This is a genomic window from Rhizorhabdus histidinilytica (assembly GCF_900167915.1).
GTDB lineage: Bacteria > Pseudomonadota > Alphaproteobacteria > Sphingomonadales > Sphingomonadaceae > Rhizorhabdus > Rhizorhabdus histidinilytica.
This window is the reverse complement of record NZ_FUYM01000003.1, coordinates 460,498-477,912: the sequence shown is the minus strand read 5'-3', so window position 1 is coordinate 477,912 and position 17,415 is coordinate 460,498. Positions and strand designations below refer to the sequence as shown.

The following is a 17,415-nucleotide window of genomic DNA, read 5'->3' as shown; positions in this document are numbered from 1 at the left end:
TGAACAATGATCCAGATGCAGACGAACCTCGACGTCGCCGACAACAGCGGCGCGAAGAGGGTGCAGTGCATCAAGGTGCTGGGCGGTTCCAAGCGCCGTTTCGCGACCGTGGGCGACGTGATCGTCGTCTCGATCAAGGAAGCGGCTCCGCGCGGCAAGGTCAAGAAGGGTGACGTGCATCGCGCGGTCATCGTCCGCACCGCCAAGGACATCCATCGTCCCGACGGTTCGACGATCCGTTTCGACGGCAACGCCGCCGTTCTGATCAACAAGAACAGCGGCGAGCCGATCGGCACCCGCATCTTCGGCCCGGTGGTCCGCGAGCTCCGTGCCAAGAACCACATGAAGATCATCTCGCTCGCGCCCGAGGTGCTGTGATGTCCGCGCTGAAGATCAAGAAGGGTGACCGCGTCGTCGTCCTGTCCGGCAAGGACAAGGGCAAGACCGGCGAAGTCACGAAGGCCTTCCCGAAGGAGGCCAAGGTGATCGTGTCGGGCGTCAACGTCTCGACCCGCCACCGCAAGCCGAGCCAGGCCAACCCGCAGGGTGGCCTCGAGCGCATCGAAGCGCCGCTGCATGTCTCGAAGGTCGCGATCGCGACCGCCGACGGCAAGCCCACCCGCGTCCGCTTCGAGGTGAAGGACGGCAAGAAGGTCCGCGTGGCCGTCAAGACCGGGGAGACGATCAATGGCTGACGCCTACACCCCGCGCTTCCGGAAGCTCTATGACGAGAAGATCGTCAAGGCGATGACCGAGAAGTTCGGTTACAAGAACCACATGGAAGTGCCGAAGATCACCAAGATCGTCCTGAACATGGGCGTTGGTGAGGCCACCCAGGACAAGAAGAAGGTCGAGCAGGCCGCCCTGGAGATGACCAAGATCGCCGGCCAGAAGGCCGTGATCACCAAGGCGAAGAAGTCGATCGCGCAGTTCAAGCTGCGCGAGGGCATGCCGATCGGCGCGAAGGTCACCCTCCGCCGCGAGCGCATGTACGAGTTCCTCGACCGCTTCGTCACGATCGCGCTGCCGCGCGTTCGCGACTTCCGCGGGCTCAACCCGAAGTCGTTCGACGGCCGCGGCAACTATGCCACCGGCCTGAAGGAACAGCTGATCTTCCCGGAGATCAGCTACGACTCCGTGGACAAGATCCGCGGCATGGACGTTATCGTCGCCACGACGGCGAAGACCGACGAGGAAGCGCGCGAGCTGCTGCGCCTGTTCGGCTTCCCCTTCCCGGCGGAAAACCAGGATCAGAAGCAGGCCGCGTAAGCGGTCTGCTGGATAAGGAAGAACTTAAGTCATGGCGAAACTGAGTTCGATCAACAAGAACGAGCGTCGCAAGAAGCTGGTGAAGGCTTATGCGGGCAAATATGCGCGCCTGAAGGCGATCGCGGACGACGAGAGCAAGGATGAGACGGAGCGCCTGATCGCCCGCCTCAAGATGGCCGAGCTCCCGCGTAATGCGAACCCGACCCGCGTGCGCAACCGTTGCGAGGTGACGGGCCGTCCCCGCGCTTATTATCGCAAGTTCCGGCTTTGCCGCGTGCAGCTCCGGGATCTGGCCAACAAGGGCCTGATCCCCGGCGTCACCAAGTCGAGCTGGTAAGGAACCGAGAAGATGGCTCTGACCGATCCCCTGGGTGATCTGCTCACCCGCATCCGCAACGGGCAGCGCGCCCGCAAGGACAGCGTGCTCTCGCCCGCGTCCAAGCTGCGCGCCCGCGTGCTCGACGTGCTCCAGCGCGAAGGCTATATCCGCGGCTATAGCGAGGAAGACCTCGCCGGCCACAGCGGCCTGCGCATCGAGCTTAAATATTTCGAAGGGCAGCCTGCGATCCAGCACGTCGCCCGCGTCTCCAAGCCGGGCCGCCGCGTCTATTCGGGTTCGAAGGACCTGCCGCGCGTCCGCAACGGCCTGGGCATCACCATCGTCTCGACGCCCAAGGGCGTTCTGTCCGACGCGGAAGCGCGCGAGCAGAATGTCGGCGGCGAGGTTCTCGCGGAGGTCTTCTGATGAGCCGCATCGGTAAGAAGCCGGTCACCGTGCCGGCGGGCGTCACCGCCGCGATCGAGGGCAAGACGCTGTCGGTCAAGGGTCCGAAGGGCACGCTGAGCATCAGCCTGGCCGACGAGGTGACCTATGCGATCGAAGACGGCTCGATCTCGGTTCAGCCGATCAACGAGACCAAGCGTGCGCGCTCCTTCTGGGGCATGCAGCGGACCTTGGTGCAGAACCTGATCACCGGCGTGACCGAGGGCTATTCGAAGACCCTCCAGATCACCGGCGTCGGCTATCGCGCCAACGTCCAGGGCAAGAATCTGAAGCTGCAGCTCGGCTACAGCCACGACGTCGACTTCGCGATCCCGGAAGGGATCACGATCGCGACGCCGGATCAGACGACCGTCCATATCTCGGGCATCGACAAGCAGAAGGTCGGTCAGGTGGCCGCGGAAATCCGCCGCTGGCGGAAGCCGGAGCCCTATAAGGGCAAGGGCATCAAGTACGCCGGCGAGTATATCTTCCGCAAGGAAGGGAAGAAGAAGTAATGGGCAAGGGTCTCTCTCTCTTCGAGCGCCGCCGTCGTCGCGTGCGCACCGCGCTGCGGGCCAAGGGCGGCCAGCGTCCTCGCCTGTCGGTGCATCGTTCGGGCCGTCACATCTACGCCCAGGTGATCGACGACGAGGCTGGCCGCACGGTCGCCGCCGCGTCGACCCTGGACAAGGATCTGAAGGGCAAGACCGGCGCCACGTCCGAGGCCGCGGCCTCGGTCGGCAAGGCGGTTGCCGAGCGCGCCAAGGCGGCGGGCGTCACCCAGGTGGTGTTCGATCGCGGCGGCTTCCTTTTCCATGGCCGCGTCAAGGCGCTGGCCGATGCGGCCCGCGAAGGCGGATTGGAGTTCTAAATGGCTGACGAAACCGAAATCCAGGCGGGTGCTCCGGCCGACGCCATTCCCGGTGCCGAGGGCCAGGGCGAGCGTCGGGGCCGTGGCGGCCGTGGCCGCGGCGGCAACGACCGTGGCGGCGATCGTGGTGGTCGTGGCCGTGATGGCCGTGGCCGTCGCGACGATCGTCGTGGCGCCGAGGAGCAGGGCGAGGAGCTGATCGAGAAGCTCGTCCACATCAACCGCGTCTCGAAGACCGTGAAGGGCGGCAAGCGCTTCGGCTTCGCCGCGCTGGTCGTGGTCGGCGACGGCAAGGGTCGTGCGGGCTTCGGCCACGGCAAGGCCCGCGAAGTGCCGGAGGCGATCTCCAAGGCGACCGCCGCCGCCAAGAAGGCGATGGTCCGCGTGCCTCTGCGTGAGGGCCGGACCCTGCACCATGACGGCAATGGTCACTTCGGCGCCGGCCGCGTGACGGTCCGCACCGCGCCTCCGGGCACCGGCATCATCGCTGGCGGTCCGATGCGCGCCATCTTCGAGAGCCTCGGCGTCGCCGACGTGGTGACCAAGTCGGTCGGCACCTCGAACCCCTACAACATGATCCGGGCGACCTTCGAGGCGCTGAAGGATCAGACCTCGCCCAAGTCGGTGTCGCAGCGCCGTGGCAAGAAGATCGCCGACCTGCTGGGTCGCGGCGGTGCTTCGGCCCCGGTTGCCGAGGCCGAAGCCGCGGCGATCACGGAGTAAGCGACGATGGCTGGCAAGACTCTCAAGGTCACGCAGATCGGCTCGCCGATCCGCCGCACCGCCGACCAGCGCGCGACGCTGATCGGCCTGGGCCTCAACAAGATGCACCGGACCCGCGAGCTTCAGGATACCCCTGAAGTCCGTGGCATGATCCGCAAGGTGCAGCACATGGTGAAGGTCGAGGACTAAGTCCTCGATCGACATCGCCGGCCCCTCGGGGCTGGTCAAACGGATCGAAGGGGGCTAATGGCCCCCTTCCTCTATTCAGCGCGAACATAGCGAAAGCGAGTGCAGACGATGAAACTCAACGAAATCCGCGACAACCAGGGTGCGCGCAAGGGCCGCGTCCGCGTCGGCCGTGGCATCGGTTCGGGCCTGGGCAAGACCGGCGGCCGGGGCCAGAAGGGCCAGAAGAGCCGCTCGGGCGTCTCGATCAACGGCTTCGAGGGCGGTCAGATGCCGCTCCACATGCGCCTGCCGAAGCGCGGCTTCAACAACATCTTCGCCAAGGATTATGCCGAGGTGAACCTGGGTGCGATCCAGAAGCTGGTCGACGCCAAGAAGCTCGACACCGCCGGCGTGATCGACCACGCCGCGCTGAAGGCGGCCGGCGTCGCCCGTGGCGGCAAGGACGGTGTCCGCATCCTCGGCAAGGGCGAGCTGACCGCGAAGGTCTCGTTCAAGGTCGCCGGCGTCTCGGCCGGTGCCAAGGCGGCGATCGAGAAGGCGGGCGGTTCGGTCGAGGTGATCGAGGTGGTTCCGGCCGCCGAGAAGGCCGCCGCCAAGAAGGGCACCGCGAAGGCCGCCAAGAAGGCCTGATCGCGGGTTCGCCCGTCGTCCTGGCGCTTTCCGGCTGACAAGCCGAAAGCACACATTATATGAGACGGCGGCAGACCCATGAGGCCTGCCGCCGTTTCCATTTCCGGGGTCACAGAACAAGATGGCATCCGCAGCCGAACAGATGGCCGCCAACATCAATCTGAGCCAGTTCGCCAAGGCGACCGAGCTCAAGAAGCGCCTGTGGTTCACCCTGGGCGCACTCATCATCTTCCGCCTGCTGAGCCACGTGCCGCTTCCCGGCCTCGATCCGCGGGCGCTCCAGTCGCTGTTCGACACGACCAAGGGCGGTGTGCTCGACTTCTTCAACGCCTTTTCGGGCGGCTCGCTGACCCGCATGTCGCTGATCGCGCTCGGTGTGATGCCCTATATCACCGCCTCGATCGTGGTGCAGCTCGCGACCTCGCTGTCGCCGACGCTCGCTGCGATCAAGAAGGAAGGCGAGAGCGGGCGCAAGAAGCTCAACCAGTACACCCGCTACGGCACGGTGCTGCTGACCGGCATCCAAGGCTATTTCATCGCGGTCGGCCTCGAAAGCTGGGGCGCCAGCGCCGGCATGGATGCGGTCGTGATCGACCCATACCTGTTTCGCGCGACGACGGTGATCTCGCTGATCGGCGGCACGATGTTCCTGATGTGGCTGGGCGAGCAGATCACCAGCCGCGGCATCGGCAACGGCATCTCGCTGATCATCATGGCGGGCATCGTCTCGCAGCTCCCGACCGCGCTGGCCAACCTGTTCGAAGGTGGCCGCACCGGATCGCTGTCGGCGATGTTCATCGTCCTGGCGGTGTTCGGCGTGGTCGCGCTGGTCGCCGGCATCGTCTTCATGGAGCGGGCGCAGCGCCAGGTGCTGATCCAGTATCCCAAGCGCCAGACCGCGCGCGGCATGATGCAGGCCGACAAGAGCCACCTGCCGCTCAAGATCAACACCGCCAACGTGATCCCGCCGATCTTCGCCTCGTCGCTGCTGCTGATGCCGCTGACGATCAGCCAGTTCGCCGGGCAGCGCACCCAGGGCGAGAGCCTGTGGGGCGACTTCATCATCGGCATGAACCAGTATCTGCACCACGGCACGCCGCTCTACATGGCGCTCTACGCTGCGGGCATCATCTTCTTCTGCTTCTTCTACACCGCCGTCGTCTTCAATCCGGAGGAGACCGCGGACAATCTGAAGCGCTATGGCGGCTTCATCCCCGGCATCCGTCCGGGCAAGAACACCGCCGACTATCTGGATTATGTGCTGACCCGCATCACCGTGATCGGGGCGGCCTATCTGACCTTCATCTGCCTGGTGCCCGAATATGTCACCGCGCAATATGGTCTGGGCATCGCCCTGGGCGGCACCAGCCTGCTGATCGTCGTCAACGTGACGATCGATACGGTGACGCAGATCCAGAGCCATCTGCTCGCGCACCAATATGGCGATCTCATCAAGAAGGCCAAGCTCAAGGGGGGAATGCGGAGGTGATCTTTCTGACGTTTGGGCGGAGCGTCCGCTCGTGAATATCATCCTGCTGGGTCCGCCCGGCGCCGGCAAGGGAACGCAGGCGTCGAAGCTGGTTGCCGATCGCGGCATGGTGCAGCTCTCGACAGGGGACATGCTGCGCGCCGCCGTCAAGGCCGGCACGCCGATCGGCCTTAAGGCGAAGGCGGTGATGGAAGCCGGCGAACTCGTCTCGGACGAGATCGTCTCCGGCCTGATCGGCGAGAAGCTCGACAGCATGGCCGCTTCGGAAGGCGCCATCTTCGACGGCTACCCGCGCACCGAGGCGCAGGCCCATTCGCTCGACGAGATCCTGGCGAGCCGCGGTCGCGTGCTGGACCATGTCATCGAGCTCGAGGTCGACGAGGATGCGCTCGTCGAGCGGATCACCGGACGCTACACCTGCGCCAGCTGCGGCGAGGGCTATCACGACCGGTTCAAGCAGCCCAAGGTCGCCGGCGTCTGCGACGTATGCGGATCGACCGAGTTCAAGCGCCGTCCCGACGACAATGAGGAGACGGTGCGGACCCGCATGGCTGAATATCGTGCCAAGACTGCGCCGATCCTGCCGGTCTACGAGGCGCGCGGCCTGGTCCGGCGGGTCGACGGCATGGCGGACATGGCGGAGGTTGCGGCGGCCATCGCCGCCATCCTCGACAGCTGACCGAACGCCCGCCGCAGCCTTCGTTGCGGCGGGCGGTTCGTTTTAAGCGCTTTGCTTTCTCCACATTTCGTGCATGTTCGCACGATCATGGAACGACAACCGGTCAGGCGCAGACGGCGGCGGCGGACCTCCGCGGTCCGCCGGGAAGCCATGGCGTGGCTGACCTTCTTCTTCGGTCTTGCTCGCCGGGCCGCGCGCTGGACGTGGCTGCTGCTGATCGTCAGCATCATCCTGTTGCTCGGGCTGGGCGGACCGCTGGCGCCGATCGACCATATTTTCGAGTTCTGGGGCCACTGGTAGGGTCGCAGGCGGAAACCCTCGCCGTTCCACGGAAAATCCTTGCTCACATCCCGGAATCGCGGGATGCCTGTCGTTACGGATGCCGAGTCTCAAAGCACCGGGGCGCGGGTCCTAGGAGCAGGGGAATATTCTATGGCCGTTTCCGATCATGTGGACCTCGCGACCTTCGTCGAGGGGGTGAAGAAGCGCAATCCCGGTCAGCCGGAGTTCGTCCAGGCCGTCACCGAGGTGGCGGAGGACATCTTCGACTATATCGCCGACAAGGAAGATTATCATAAGTACCAGATCCTCCGCCGCATCGCGGAGCCGGATCGGGTGATCAGCTTCCGTGTCTGCTGGGAGGACGACAAGGGCAACATCCGCGTGCAGCGCGGTTGGCGCGTCCAGAACAACAACTCGATCGGGCCCTACAAGGGCGGCATCCGCTTCCACCCTTCGGTGACCGAGAGCGTCCTCAAATTCCTCGCCTTCGAGCAGACCTTCAAGAATGCGCTGACCGGTCTGCCGATGGGCGGCGGCAAGGGCGGATCCAACTTCAACCCGAAGGGCAAGAGCACCAATGAGGTGATGCGCTTCTGCCAGAGCTTCGTGAACGAGCTCTACCGCCACATCGGCGCGGACACCGACGTTCCCGCCGGCGACATCGGCGTAGGCGGCCGCGAGATCGGTTATATGTTCGGCCAGTATAAGCGCCTGACCAACGAGTTCACGGGCGTGCTGACCGGCAAGGGCCTCGAATATGGCGGTTCGCTGATCCGCACCGAGGCGACCGGCTATGGCGCGGTCTACTTCCTGCATGAAATGCTCAAGACCAAGGGCAAGGACCTGGTCGGCCTCAACGCCGTGATCTCGGGGTCGGGCAACGTCGCCACCCACGCGGCCGAGAAGATCAACCAACTCGGCGGCAAGGTGCTGACCCTGTCGGATTCGGAGGGCTTCATCTACGATCCGGAGGGCATCACCCAGGACAAGGTCAACTGGGTCAAGGACCTCAAGACGCGCAAGCGCGGCCGCATCTCCGAATATGTGAAGGAGTTCAAGGGTTCCGAGTTCCACGGCAACGGCGCGCGTCCCTGGGGCGTGGAGTGTGACGTGGCGGTGCCCTGCGCGACCCAGAACGAGCTGAACGAGGAAGAAGCCAAGACGCTGGTCAAGAATGGCTGCTTCGCGGTCTCGGAAGGCGCCAACATGCCGACCACCCTCGAAGGAACCCACGTCTTCAAGAAGGCGAAGATCCTGTTCGCGCCGGGCAAGGCCGCCAATGCCGGCGGCGTCGCGGTGTCCGGCCTCGAGATGAGCCAGAACTCGGCCCGCATCTCGTGGAAGGAAGAGGAACTGCAGCGGCTGCTGGTCGACATCATGCAGGGCATCCATGCGCGCTGCGTCGAATATGGCGGTTCCGCCGGGACCGACCATGTCGACTATGTGAAGGGCGCCAACATCGCCGGCTTCAAGAAGGTGGCCGACGCGATGCTCGCCTATGGCGTGGTCTGATCGTCCGACCCCGATCGGTTGAGAAAGGGGAGGCGTCCGCTCAGGGAAGAGCGGGCGCCTCCTTCTTTTCGGGCCGATGCTCGGCGGGACGGCGTCCATGGTCGAGGAAGTGCCGCTCTACCACCCACCAGCTCAGCGCGCCGGCGGCCAGGGCGAGCAGCATTGACGCCAGGACGAACAGCGGGAAGGGCAGCGCGGCGGCCCGTGCGACAAGCATCTGCTGGATGACGTAGGCATAGAGATAGGTGCCGTAGGATAGGTCGCCGAACCGTGCCGTCCGGCTCAGGTCGATGCGCGGGTGGAAGGCGATCCAGAACAGCAGATAGGCCATCGCCGGCGGCGCCAGCACATGTGCCGCGACGATCCCGGCCGGCCCGTGCCCGCCGAGATGGAAGCCCAGGAAGCAGGCGGCGAGGCCGGCGAGCAGCAGCGGCGTCGAGCGCGGGATAATATCCCGGTGCAGATAGACGATCATCCCGGCGAGGAAGTTCGGCAGCACCCGGAACCACATATAGGGCCAGCCGATGACCTCCGCGACGAGCTGGGGGCCGCCCGGCTTGCGGCCGGTGATGTCGAGCCAGCACCAGGTGGCGACGACGGCGACGTAGACCAGCGGCAGCGCCCATCGGCGCAGCGGCAGCGCCAGGATGCCAAGCAGCGCGACCCCGACATAGCAGAGGGCCTCGAACTTGATGCTCCACAGCGAGCCGTTGACCGCGTGGACCGGATTGGCGGCGAACAGGTCGGGCAGCGGGAAATGATTCGCCAGCAGCAGGTTCGCGCCGATCGTCCGCGCCGCCTCCAGCGCGGTGATCGTGAAACCCGGCGGGGCGAACAGCGGCGTCACGGCGAAGGCGCAGATCGCGGTGGCGGCCAGATAGGCGGGATAGATGCGCCGCACCCGCTTGGCCGCGAAGCTGCCGATCGAATGCGAGCGTTCGTAGCTGTGCGCGATCAGGAAACCGCTGACGATGAAGAAGCCCCAGACACCGACATGGCCGGCATTGTAATAGCCGTTGGTGGCGATCGAGATCGGTTCGAACGCCTCGGTCCCGAAGCGCAGCGCGAAGCTGTGCGAGAAGACCACCAGCAGCGCCAGGACGAGCCGCATCGCGTCGAAATTGTTCCGGTAGAAGCGCGCCCGGTCGGCCGGAACCAGCATCCTGTCCATCGATCCGAACCCGTTGTCGCTCCCCGCGTCGGGGATGCCTTGCCTTCGGGCATGGTTCAAGGGCAATGCGGATGGAACGGTCGTCGCAATCCGGCGGCGAATCGCGCCGGCCGGTTGACAGGCGTGATCAGCCGCATTAGTGACGCCCGTTCCCATGCCGCTTTGCCCGGTACCGCTTCGTGCGCGTGCCGCGTTTCTTGCGTGGTGGGAGGCGGCCCCGGTCCGACGGGGCGAGCGTCGAGATGGGGCGGCCAGCCAACCGCCCCGTGGAGCAGGAGAATAGCACAGTGGCACGTATTGCGGGTGTCAATATCCCGACCAACAAGCGCGTCGAAATCGCGCTGACCTACATTCACGGCATTGGCCCGGCCAAGGCCAAGGAAATCACCGCCAAGCTGGGCATCGAGCCGCAGCGCCGCGTCCAGGACCTCAGCGATCAGGAAGTTCTCCAGATCCGCGAGGCGATCGACGCCGGCTACACCGTCGAAGGCGACCTGCGTCGCCAGGTGGCGATGAATATCAAGCGCCTGATGGACCTGGCCTGCTATCGCGGCCTGCGTCATCGCAAGGGTCTTCCGGTCCGCGGCCAGCGCACGCACACCAATGCGCGCACCCGCAAGGGCAAGGCCAAGCCGATCGCCGGCAAGAAGAAGTAAAACGTCCGGGGGACGTTTTACTCCGCCGGAGGCAGGCCCGAACGAGCGGCCCGTCCGGCGTCACGAGATTAGGTCAGGAACGAATTAGATGGCACGTGAACCCCAGCGCATTCGCCGCCGCGAGCGCAAGAACATCACCGCCGGCGTTGCCCATGTGAACGCCAGCTTCAACAACACCATGATCACCATCACCGACGCGCAGGGCAATGCGATCGCCTGGTCGTCGGCCGGCATGATGGGCTTCAAGGGCAGCCGCAAGTCGACCCCTTATGCGGCGCAGGTCGCCGCCGAGGACGCGGGCAAGAAGGCCGCCGAGCACGGCGTCCGCACGCTTGAGGTCGAGGTGAAGGGCCCCGGTTCGGGCCGTGAGTCGGCGCTCCGCGCGCTGCAGGCGGTCGGCTTCCACATCACGTCGATCCGCGACGTGACGCCGATCCCGCACAACGGCGTGCGTCCGTCGAAGCGCCGCCGCGTCTGATCCGGCGTGGGGGCTTCGGCCCCCGCTCTCCGTTTATCCGGCAGGTTGCCTCCCGCGCCTGCCATACCCCGAGGGGAACACAGTGGCTGTCAACGCAAAGAACTGGCAGGAACTCAAGAAGCCGAACGGCCTCGAAAAGAAGTCGGGTGGCGATGGCAAGCGCAAGGCGACCTTTGTCGCCGAGCCGCTGGAGCGCGGCTTCGGCCTGACGCTCGGCAACTCGCTGCGTCGCGTGCTGCTGTCCTCGCTGCAGGGCGCCGCCGTCACCTCGATCAAGATCGAGAACGTGCTTCACGAGTTCTCGAGCCTCGCGGGCGTCCGCGAGGACGTCACCGACATCGTCCTCAACGTCAAGCAGATCGCGCTCAAGATGCAGGGTGACGGCCCCCGCCGTCTCCAGCTCTCGGCGACCGGCCCCGCCGAAGTCACCGCGGGCATGATCGCCGCTTCGGGCGACATCGAGGTGATGAACACCGATCTGGTGATCTGCCACCTCGACGACGGCGCGACGCTGAACATGGAACTGACCGCCGACGTCGGCAAGGGCTATGTCACCGCCGCCGCCAACCGTCCGGTCGACGCGCCGATCGGCCTGATCCCGGTCGACGCGCTCTACTCGCCGGTCCGCCAGGTCGCCTACAAGGTCGAGAATACCCGCGTCGGTCAGGAGCTCGACTATGACAAGCTCACGCTGACGATCGAGACCGACGGCACCGTCACGCCGGAAGACGCGCTCGCCTATTCGGCGCGCATCCTCCAGGACCAGCTCCAGCTCTTCGTCCACTTCGACGACGGCATGGCGATCTCGGCTCCGGCTGCGGGCGCCGGCGCCGCTGGCGGCGCCGCGGGCGAGCCGGAAGGCGACGCCAACCAGCTCAACCGCTACCTGCTCAAGAAGGTCGACGAACTCGAGCTGTCGGTCCGTTCGGCCAACTGCCTCAAGAACGACAACATCATCTACATCGGCGACCTGGTCCAGAAGACCGAAGCCGAGATGCTGCGCACGCCGAACTTCGGCCGCAAGTCGCTCAACGAGATCAAGGAAGTCCTCGCTTCGATGGGCCTCCGCCTGGGCATGGAAATCCCGGGCTGGCCGCCGGAGAATATCGAGGAAATGGCCAAGAAGCTCGAACAGGAGTTCTGATGCGGCGGGGGGCTTCGGCTCCCCTCCCATCTGCAAGGGGGAAAGGGCGGCGCCCCGGACTGCCGCCTGGCTTGGGGTACCTCACACGGCCCTCTGACAAACGAAGGAAATCATCATGCGCCATCGCGTTGGCGGTCGTAAGCTTCAGCGGACCGCTTCCCATCGTACCGCCCTGTTCCGCAACCAGTCGGCGGCGCTCATCAAGCATGAGCAGATTCTGACCACGCTCGCCAAGGCGAAGGAGCTTCGCCCCTATGTCGAGAAGCTGATCACGCTCGCCAAGAAGGGCGGCCTCGCCAATCGCCGTCTCGCCCATGCGCGCCTGCAGGACGACACCCAGCTCAAGAAGCTGTTCGAGGTGCTGGCCGAGCGCTACGCCTCGCGCAACGGCGGCTATACCCGCATCGTCAAGGCCGGCATCCGTGCGTCGGACGCCTCACCGATGGCGATCATCGAGTTCGTCGACCGCGACGTCTCGGCCAAGGGCCAGGACTCGGGTCCGGTCGCGAGCGACGAGGACGTCGCCGAGGCGGCCTGATCGCATCTCCGCTCCTTTGCGGAGTGGGATGATCATGCAAGTCGTTGCAAAGAGAGCCGCGGGCGTTACGCTCGCGGCTCTTTTTCTTTGCATTCCGCAGGGGGTTTCCGTTCGATGCCGTCGATGATGTTGCGTGCCGCCCTTGCCTGTGTCCTGATGAGCACCGCCTTGCCTCTCTCCGCCGAAAATCCGAAGCTGCCGCCCTATCCCGAGACCCGCCGCGGCGACGTCGTCGACGAACAGTTCGGCGAGGCGATCGCCGATCCCTATCGCTGGCTCGAGAACGATGTCCGCGAGGACGCCGAGGTCGCCCGTTGGGTCGATGCCGAGAACAAGGTCACCGAGGCCTATCTCGATGCGCTCCCCGGCCGCGCCGCGATCCGCAAGCGCCTCAAGGCGCTGTGGAACTATGAGCGCTACGGCGTGCCGCGCAAACGCGGCGGGCGCTATTTCTACACCTATAACAGCGGCCTGCAGAACCAGTCGGTGCTGCTCGTGCGCGACGGGCTCGACGGCAAGGAGCGCGAACTGCTCGATCCCAACCGCTGGGCCAAGGACGGAGCGACCGCGCTCGACGAATGGCGGCCGTCGAACAATGGCGACCTGCTCCTCTATTCGATCCAGGACGGCGGCAGCGACTGGCGCACCCTGCGCGTGATCGACGTCGCGACCGGCAAGACGCTCGACGACGAGATCAAATGGGTTAAATTCTCCGATCTCTCCTGGGACGGTGACGGTCGCGGCTTCTATTATTCGCGTTTCCCGGAGCCGAAAGCGGGGGCGGCGTTCCAGCAGCTCAACCTCAACCACCAGGTCTATTATCACCGGATCGGCACGCCGCAGTCGGCGGACAGGCTGATCTATGCGACGCCGGGCCGGCCGCGGCTCAACCATAGCATCGAGACCACGCAGGACGGCCGCTACGCGCTGGTCACGTCGAGCGAGGGCACCGACGAGCGCTATGAATTGACGCTGTTCGACCTGGCCGAGCCCAATGCGAAACCGCGCAAACTGGTGACCGGCTTCACCAACGAATGGGCGCTGGCGGGCAGCGTCGGCAGCAAGCTCTATTTCCGCACCAACCTGAAGGCGCCGCGCCAGCGGGTGGTGATGCTCGACGTGGCCGAGCGGAAGCCGAAGCCCGTCGAGATCATCGCGCAGACCAGCGATACGCTGGTGGGCGTGTCGCTGGTCGGCAGCCGGCTGATCCTCGCCTATCTGGGCGACGCCAAGACCGAGGCGCAGCTGTTCGAGCTGACCGGTCAGCCGGTCGGCCCGATCAACCTGCCCGACATCGGCACCGGCGCGGGCTTCGGCGGGCGGACCGGCGATCCCGAGACCTTCTTCAGCTTCTCCAGCTTCGCGACGCCGTCGACCATCTACCGCTTCAACAGCGCGACCCGGAAGATGGAGGAGTTCATCAAGCCGAAGCTGTCGTTCGACCCGCGTGACTATATCGTCGACCAGCACTTCTACCGATCGAAGGACGGTACCGAGATCCCGATGTTCGTCGCGCGCAAGAAGTCGACCGGGCCGGGCGCGCCGGCGCTGCTCTACGGCTATGGCGGCTTCAACATCTCGATGACGCCGGGCTTCTCGCCCGCCATCCTCGACTGGATGGAGATGGGCGGCGTCTATGCGGTCGCCAATCTCCGTGGCGGCGGCGAATATGGCAAGGTCTGGCACGAGGCCGGCCGCCTCGCCAACAAGCAGAATGTGTTCGACGACTTCATCGCCGCCGGCGAATATCTGGTCTCCAGCGGGATCAGCGCCAAGGGACGGCTCGCGGCGATGGGCCGGTCGAACGGCGGCCTGCTGATCGGCGCCGTCGTCAACCAGCGACCTGACCTGTTCGCTGCGGTCAACCCGGCGGTGGGGGTGATGGACATGCTGCGCTTCAACCGCTTCACCGCCGGCCGCTACTGGGTCGACGACTATGGCGATCCCGGCAAGGAAGAGGACTTCCATGTGCTGCGCGGCTATTCGCCCTATCACAACGTCAAGGCCGGCGCCGACTATCCGGCGATCCTGGTGACGACCGCCGACACCGACGACCGCGTCGTTCCGGGCCACAGCTTCAAATATACCGCCGCGTTGCAGGCGGCGGACATCGGCGCGAAGCCGCACCTGATCCGCATCGAGACCCGCGCCGGCCATGGATCGGGCAAGCCGACCGACAAGATCATCGACGAATATGCCGATCTCTGGGCTTTCATGGGCTATTGGACGGGGATGCGCCTGCCGCAGTGACGCGGCGAAGGGGGAGGGGGCGGATATGCGGCTGATCGGGATTTTGCTGATGGCGCTCATGCTGTCGGGCGCGGTCGAGGCGTCGGTCTACAAGGATTTCGAGAAGGTCTGGGAGGCGCGGGACAAGACCTATAGATCCGAGCGCGAGACGCTCGAGGTCCGCGCAAAATCCTCTGCCGACCGCGCGATCCAGGCGCTGGTGATGGGCGAACGGACGGGAGGCGACGACCTGACCCTCGCCTTGACGGCGGCCTGGTCGCTGTCCGAGCTGGTCGGGCGGGGGCAGACCCTCTACGCCCTGCGCGAGCATATGGCGGCCCGCCCCTCCCTGGCCCTGTCCGAGGCCTGGCTCCAGGGCAAGATCGACGAGCTTCGCCGCAAGGCCGGTGAGGCCGACCTGATCGAAGGCGAGATGGAAATTCTCAAGGGACGCGACACCATCTCGGTCCAGCAGTGGATCGGTGCGCTGGAGCAACTCTCGATGATGCGCGGCACCATTTCGGGCTCGGCGGCCGAACTGGCCCTGATCGAACAGAATCTCTCCAGCTATTATCGCGCGCGCGCCGGGGAGCAGGCCGATCGGCAGCGCTTGATCGCCAGCGTGCTGGTGGGCCTTTCCGCGGCGGTTCGTTCCAAACAGAACGATTTCCAGCATCGGAGCGCCGTTTGCGCGTCGACCGGGCGATGTACCGTGCGGTGACCCTATCCGATAAATAAGCAGGCATGATTGTTTTTTTTCTTGCTACCGGACTGCGACCGTTCTTTGTAGGCGCGGCGCCCGATCCTGGGCGCGTCGAGTCGCGCGCCGCCATCAACGAGCGGTGATAGTCGGGAGAGGATAGGATGCAGCGGATCGGGCGTGGCCTTGCGGGATTGTCGCTGGCGGTCGCGGCGGCGGTGGTCGGCGCCGGAGCGGTGACGGGGCAGCCGGTGAGCGAGAGCGAGGCGCTCGAGAAGACGCGGATCCGCTCGACCGACGATTTCCAGGCCAAGGACGCCGGCGCGGTCGATCCCACCACCGCACCGGGCAAGGCCATCTTCGCCGAACATTGCGCCGTCTGCCATGAGGGCGGGGTGCCGAAGGCGCCGTCGCCGACCTTCCTGGCGATGATGCCGGGCGACGCGATCGTCGCGGCCCTGACCGACGGCGTGATGAAGGTGCAGGGTTCGGCGCTCTCCCCGGCGCAGCGGGTCGAGGTCGCCGAGTTCGTGACTCGCCGTCGCCTGTCGGGGGAGGCCAAGCCGAAGCTGCCACCGGTCTGCAAGGGGCCGCAGCTCGCCTTCGATGCCAAGGACGCGCCCCGTGCCGTGGGCTGGGGGCATGACAATCGCCGTTTCATCCCGGCCGATATGGCGAAGCTTTCCGCGGCCGACGTGCCGAGGCTGACCCTCAAATGGGCCTATGCCTTCCCCGCCGCTCTGCGCGCCCGCTCGCAGCCCAGCTATGGCTGGGGGACGATGTTCGTCGGCAGCCAGGACGGCACGATCTACGCGTTCGATCTCGACAGCGGCTGCACCAAATGGACCCAGCGCGTGTCGGCCGAGGTGCGCACGTCGATCGTCGCGGATGCCGCGACGAAGCGGCTCTATTTCGGCGACCTGCTCGGCCGCGCCTATGCGCTCGATGCCTTCACCGGCAAGGTCCTCTGGTCGGAGAAGCTCGACGATCATCCGGATGCGACGATCACCGGCACGCCGGCCCTGGGCGGCGGCCTGCTCTATGTCCCGGTCTCCTCGCTCGAGGTCACCCAGCCGGCCGATCCCAAATATGCCTGTTGCAGCTTCCGCGGATCGGTCGTCGCGCTCGACCCGGCGACCGGTGCGGTGCGCTGGCGTGCCTATACGGTGCCGCAGCCGCCCAGGGAGCAGGGCAAGAACCCGGCCGGCACCCCGATCCTCGGGCCGTCCGGCGCGCCGGTGTGGAACAGCCCCACCTATGATGCGGAGAAGGGCCGGGTCTATTTCGGATCGGGCGAGAATTATTCGTCGCCCGCCGACGACAATAGCGACGCGGTGTTCGCGGTCGACGCGAAGACCGGGCGGCGGCTCTGGCACACCCAGCTCACCAGGGGCGACGCCTGGAACGTCGCCTGCATGCTGGGCTCGGGAAGCTGCCCCAAGGAAAACGGCCCCGACCATGACGTCGCCGCCTCGACCCTGCTGATCCCGCTCGGCGGCGGCCGGCGGATGCTGGTGATCGGCCAGAAGTCGGGCGAGGCCTGGGGGCTCGATCCCGACAGTGGGCGGATCGTCTGGCAGCGGCAGCTCGGCCATGGCGGCACCCAGGGCGGGGTCCATTTCGGCATGGCAGCCGACGGCACGCGCGTCTTCGTGCCGATCAACGACATGCCCGACACCGGCGACGCGCGCGTCTACGACGCGTCGATCCGCGGATCGGGGCTGCACGCGATCGACGCCGCCACCGGCCAGGTGATCTGGAACGCCCGCGCGCCCGAGGACTGCGCCGGCCGGAAATTCTGCGACACCGGCATATCGGCGGCGGTGACGGCCATTCCCGGCGTGGTGTTCGCCGGCCATCTCGACGGGAAGTTCCGCGCCTATGACGCCGCGACCGGCAAGGTGCTGTGGCAGGTCGACACGACCCGGCCGGTGCCGACGATCACCGGCGTCGAGGGCAAGGGCGGCTCGATGAGCGGCCCCGGCGCGCTGGTGGTCGACGGCCATGTCGTGATCAATTCGGGCTACGGCATGTACAGCCACATGGCCGGCAACCTGTTGATGGTGTTCGCGCCGGCGAGGTGAGGAAGGGC

Annotated in this window: 22 protein-coding genes; 21 read left to right on the top strand and 1 reads right to left on the bottom strand. The window is 65.9% G+C overall.

The genetic code is table 11. The annotated features are described in order from the left end of the window. Positions 1–6 precede the first annotated feature (6 nt). From rplN to gdhA, 14 genes are all read left to right on the top strand, one after another. Positions 7–378, top strand: a complete 372-nt coding sequence (gene rplN, locus B5X82_RS09085; RefSeq protein ID WP_011952186.1) for a 50S ribosomal protein L14 — start codon at positions 7–9, stop codon at positions 376–378. Next, positions 378–695, top strand: coding sequence for a 50S ribosomal protein L24 (rplX, locus tag B5X82_RS09080; protein WP_079647826.1), 318 nt, complete (start codon positions 378–380; stop codon positions 693–695). The genes rplN and rplX overlap by 1 nt, the downstream gene beginning before the upstream one ends. Continuing rightward, positions 688–1,269 (top strand): 50S ribosomal protein L5, encoded by a 582-nt coding sequence (gene rplE / locus B5X82_RS09075; protein WP_079647825.1) that lies wholly within the window; start codon positions 688–690, stop codon positions 1,267–1,269. The genes rplX and rplE overlap by 8 nt, the downstream gene beginning before the upstream one ends. Positions 1,270–1,300: 31 nt before the next feature. Then, positions 1,301–1,606, top strand: coding sequence for a 30S ribosomal protein S14 (gene rpsN, locus B5X82_RS09070; RefSeq protein WP_047166117.1), 306 nt, complete (start codon positions 1,301–1,303; stop codon positions 1,604–1,606). A gap of 12 nt (positions 1,607–1,618) precedes the next feature. Next, positions 1,619–2,014, top strand: a complete 396-nt coding sequence (rpsH, locus tag B5X82_RS09065) for a 30S ribosomal protein S8 (protein WP_079647824.1) — start codon at positions 1,619–1,621, stop codon at positions 2,012–2,014. Further along, positions 2,014–2,547, top strand: coding sequence for a 50S ribosomal protein L6 (rplF, locus tag B5X82_RS09060; RefSeq protein ID WP_079647823.1), 534 nt, complete (start codon positions 2,014–2,016; stop codon positions 2,545–2,547). Before rpsH ends, rplF begins: the two co-directional genes overlap by 1 nt. Further along, on the top strand, positions 2,547–2,903 hold the full coding sequence (gene rplR / locus B5X82_RS09055) for a 50S ribosomal protein L18 (RefSeq protein WP_079647822.1): 357 nt from the start codon (positions 2,547–2,549) through the stop codon (positions 2,901–2,903). Before rplF ends, rplR begins: the two co-directional genes overlap by 1 nt. Then, positions 2,904–3,626, top strand: coding sequence for a 30S ribosomal protein S5 (gene rpsE, locus B5X82_RS09050; RefSeq protein ID WP_079647821.1), 723 nt, complete (start codon positions 2,904–2,906; stop codon positions 3,624–3,626). It abuts the gene before it with no gap. Between the two features lie 6 nt (positions 3,627–3,632). After that, complete coding sequence (rpmD, locus tag B5X82_RS09045) at positions 3,633–3,815, top strand: 50S ribosomal protein L30 (protein ID WP_047166122.1); 183 nt, start codon at positions 3,633–3,635, stop codon at positions 3,813–3,815. Between the two features lie 108 nt (positions 3,816–3,923). Then, positions 3,924–4,445, top strand: a complete 522-nt coding sequence (gene rplO / locus B5X82_RS09040) for a 50S ribosomal protein L15 (RefSeq protein ID WP_079647820.1) — start codon at positions 3,924–3,926, stop codon at positions 4,443–4,445. Between the two features lie 121 nt (positions 4,446–4,566). Then, positions 4,567–5,934, top strand: coding sequence for a preprotein translocase subunit SecY (gene secY, locus B5X82_RS09035; protein WP_079647819.1), 1,368 nt, complete (start codon positions 4,567–4,569; stop codon positions 5,932–5,934). 31 nt (positions 5,935–5,965) lie between these two features. Next, entirely contained in the window at positions 5,966–6,613 is a 648-nt protein-coding gene (locus tag B5X82_RS09030; RefSeq protein WP_079647818.1) for an adenylate kinase, read from the top strand. A gap of 150 nt (positions 6,614–6,763) precedes the next feature. Further along, positions 6,764–6,913, top strand: coding sequence for a hypothetical protein (locus B5X82_RS26740; protein ID WP_176152510.1), 150 nt, complete (start codon positions 6,764–6,766; stop codon positions 6,911–6,913). A gap of 132 nt (positions 6,914–7,045) precedes the next feature. Continuing rightward, complete coding sequence (gdhA, locus tag B5X82_RS09025) at positions 7,046–8,407, top strand: NADP-specific glutamate dehydrogenase (protein ID WP_079647817.1); 1,362 nt, start codon at positions 7,046–7,048, stop codon at positions 8,405–8,407. Between the two features lie 40 nt (positions 8,408–8,447). On the opposite strand, the gene B5X82_RS09020 is transcribed toward gdhA, so the two are convergent. Beyond that, positions 8,448–9,578, bottom strand: a complete 1,131-nt coding sequence (locus tag B5X82_RS09020; RefSeq protein ID WP_079647816.1) for an acyltransferase family protein — start codon at positions 9,576–9,578, stop codon at positions 8,448–8,450. Positions 9,579–9,865: 287 nt separating this feature from the next. Between B5X82_RS09020 and rpsM the strand changes: the two genes are divergently transcribed. From rpsM to B5X82_RS08985, 7 genes are all read left to right on the top strand, one after another. Then, positions 9,866–10,234, top strand: coding sequence for a 30S ribosomal protein S13 (gene rpsM, locus B5X82_RS09015; protein ID WP_011952171.1), 369 nt, complete (start codon positions 9,866–9,868; stop codon positions 10,232–10,234). An 88-nt stretch (positions 10,235–10,322) separates the two neighbouring features. Continuing rightward, positions 10,323–10,712: a 30S ribosomal protein S11 gene (rpsK, locus tag B5X82_RS09010; RefSeq protein WP_011952170.1), complete on the top strand. Its 390-nt coding sequence runs from the start codon at positions 10,323–10,325 to the stop codon at positions 10,710–10,712. An 82-nt stretch (positions 10,713–10,794) separates the two neighbouring features. Continuing rightward, positions 10,795–11,856 carry a DNA-directed RNA polymerase subunit alpha gene (locus B5X82_RS09005; protein ID WP_011952169.1) on the top strand — a complete coding sequence of 354 codons (1,062 nt, stop codon included), beginning with the start codon at positions 10,795–10,797 and terminating at the stop codon, positions 11,854–11,856. Between the two features lie 115 nt (positions 11,857–11,971). After that, on the top strand, positions 11,972–12,394 hold the full coding sequence (rplQ, locus tag B5X82_RS09000; RefSeq protein WP_079647815.1) for a 50S ribosomal protein L17: 423 nt from the start codon (positions 11,972–11,974) through the stop codon (positions 12,392–12,394). A 114-nt stretch (positions 12,395–12,508) separates the two neighbouring features. Continuing rightward, positions 12,509–14,644: a prolyl oligopeptidase family serine peptidase gene (locus tag B5X82_RS08995; RefSeq protein WP_079647814.1), complete on the top strand. Its 2,136-nt coding sequence runs from the start codon at positions 12,509–12,511 to the stop codon at positions 14,642–14,644. Between the two features lie 49 nt (positions 14,645–14,693). After that, positions 14,694–15,344: a hypothetical protein gene (locus B5X82_RS08990; protein ID WP_139385066.1), complete on the top strand. Its 651-nt coding sequence runs from the start codon at positions 14,694–14,696 to the stop codon at positions 15,342–15,344. Between the two features lie 143 nt (positions 15,345–15,487). Continuing rightward, positions 15,488–17,407 (top strand): outer membrane protein assembly factor BamB family protein, encoded by a 1,920-nt coding sequence (locus tag B5X82_RS08985; protein WP_079647812.1) that lies wholly within the window; start codon positions 15,488–15,490, stop codon positions 17,405–17,407. Positions 17,408–17,415 lie beyond the last annotated feature (8 nt).

Excerpts from the sequence above, each read along its gene's own strand:
- gdhA (WP_079647817.1), top strand. The coding sequence starts at position 7,046 with ATGGCCGTTTCCGATCATGTGGACCTCGCGACCTTCGTCGAGGGGGTG.
- rpsE (WP_079647821.1), top strand. The coding sequence starts at position 2,904 with ATGGCTGACGAAACCGAAATCCAGGCGGGTGCTCCGGCCGACGCCATT.
- rpmD (WP_047166122.1), top strand. The coding sequence starts at position 3,633 with ATGGCTGGCAAGACTCTCAAGGTCACGCAGATCGGCTCGCCGATCCGC.
- rplR (WP_079647822.1), top strand. The coding sequence starts at position 2,547 with ATGGGCAAGGGTCTCTCTCTCTTCGAGCGCCGCCGTCGTCGCGTGCGC.
- rpsN (WP_047166117.1), top strand. The coding sequence starts at position 1,301 with ATGGCGAAACTGAGTTCGATCAACAAGAACGAGCGTCGCAAGAAGCTG.
- rplF (WP_079647823.1), top strand. The coding sequence starts at position 2,014 with ATGAGCCGCATCGGTAAGAAGCCGGTCACCGTGCCGGCGGGCGTCACC.
- rplX (WP_079647826.1), top strand. The coding sequence starts at position 378 with ATGTCCGCGCTGAAGATCAAGAAGGGTGACCGCGTCGTCGTCCTGTCC.
- B5X82_RS08995 (WP_079647814.1), top strand. The coding sequence starts at position 12,509 with ATGCCGTCGATGATGTTGCGTGCCGCCCTTGCCTGTGTCCTGATGAGC.
- B5X82_RS26740 (WP_176152510.1), top strand. The coding sequence starts at position 6,764 with ATGGCGTGGCTGACCTTCTTCTTCGGTCTTGCTCGCCGGGCCGCGCGC.
- rplQ (WP_079647815.1), top strand. The coding sequence starts at position 11,972 with ATGCGCCATCGCGTTGGCGGTCGTAAGCTTCAGCGGACCGCTTCCCAT.
- secY (WP_079647819.1), top strand. The coding sequence starts at position 4,567 with ATGGCATCCGCAGCCGAACAGATGGCCGCCAACATCAATCTGAGCCAG.
- rplO (WP_079647820.1), top strand. The coding sequence starts at position 3,924 with ATGAAACTCAACGAAATCCGCGACAACCAGGGTGCGCGCAAGGGCCGC.
- rpsK (WP_011952170.1), top strand. The coding sequence starts at position 10,323 with ATGGCACGTGAACCCCAGCGCATTCGCCGCCGCGAGCGCAAGAACATC.
- B5X82_RS09020 (WP_079647816.1), bottom strand. The coding sequence starts at position 9,578 with ATGGACAGGATGCTGGTTCCGGCCGACCGGGCGCGCTTCTACCGGAAC.
- B5X82_RS08990 (WP_139385066.1), top strand. The coding sequence starts at position 14,694 with ATGGCGCTCATGCTGTCGGGCGCGGTCGAGGCGTCGGTCTACAAGGAT.
- rpsH (WP_079647824.1), top strand. The coding sequence starts at position 1,619 with ATGGCTCTGACCGATCCCCTGGGTGATCTGCTCACCCGCATCCGCAAC.
- rplN (WP_011952186.1), top strand. The coding sequence starts at position 7 with ATGATCCAGATGCAGACGAACCTCGACGTCGCCGACAACAGCGGCGCG.
- rplE (WP_079647825.1), top strand. The coding sequence starts at position 688 with ATGGCTGACGCCTACACCCCGCGCTTCCGGAAGCTCTATGACGAGAAG.
- B5X82_RS08985 (WP_079647812.1), top strand. The coding sequence starts at position 15,488 with ATGCAGCGGATCGGGCGTGGCCTTGCGGGATTGTCGCTGGCGGTCGCG.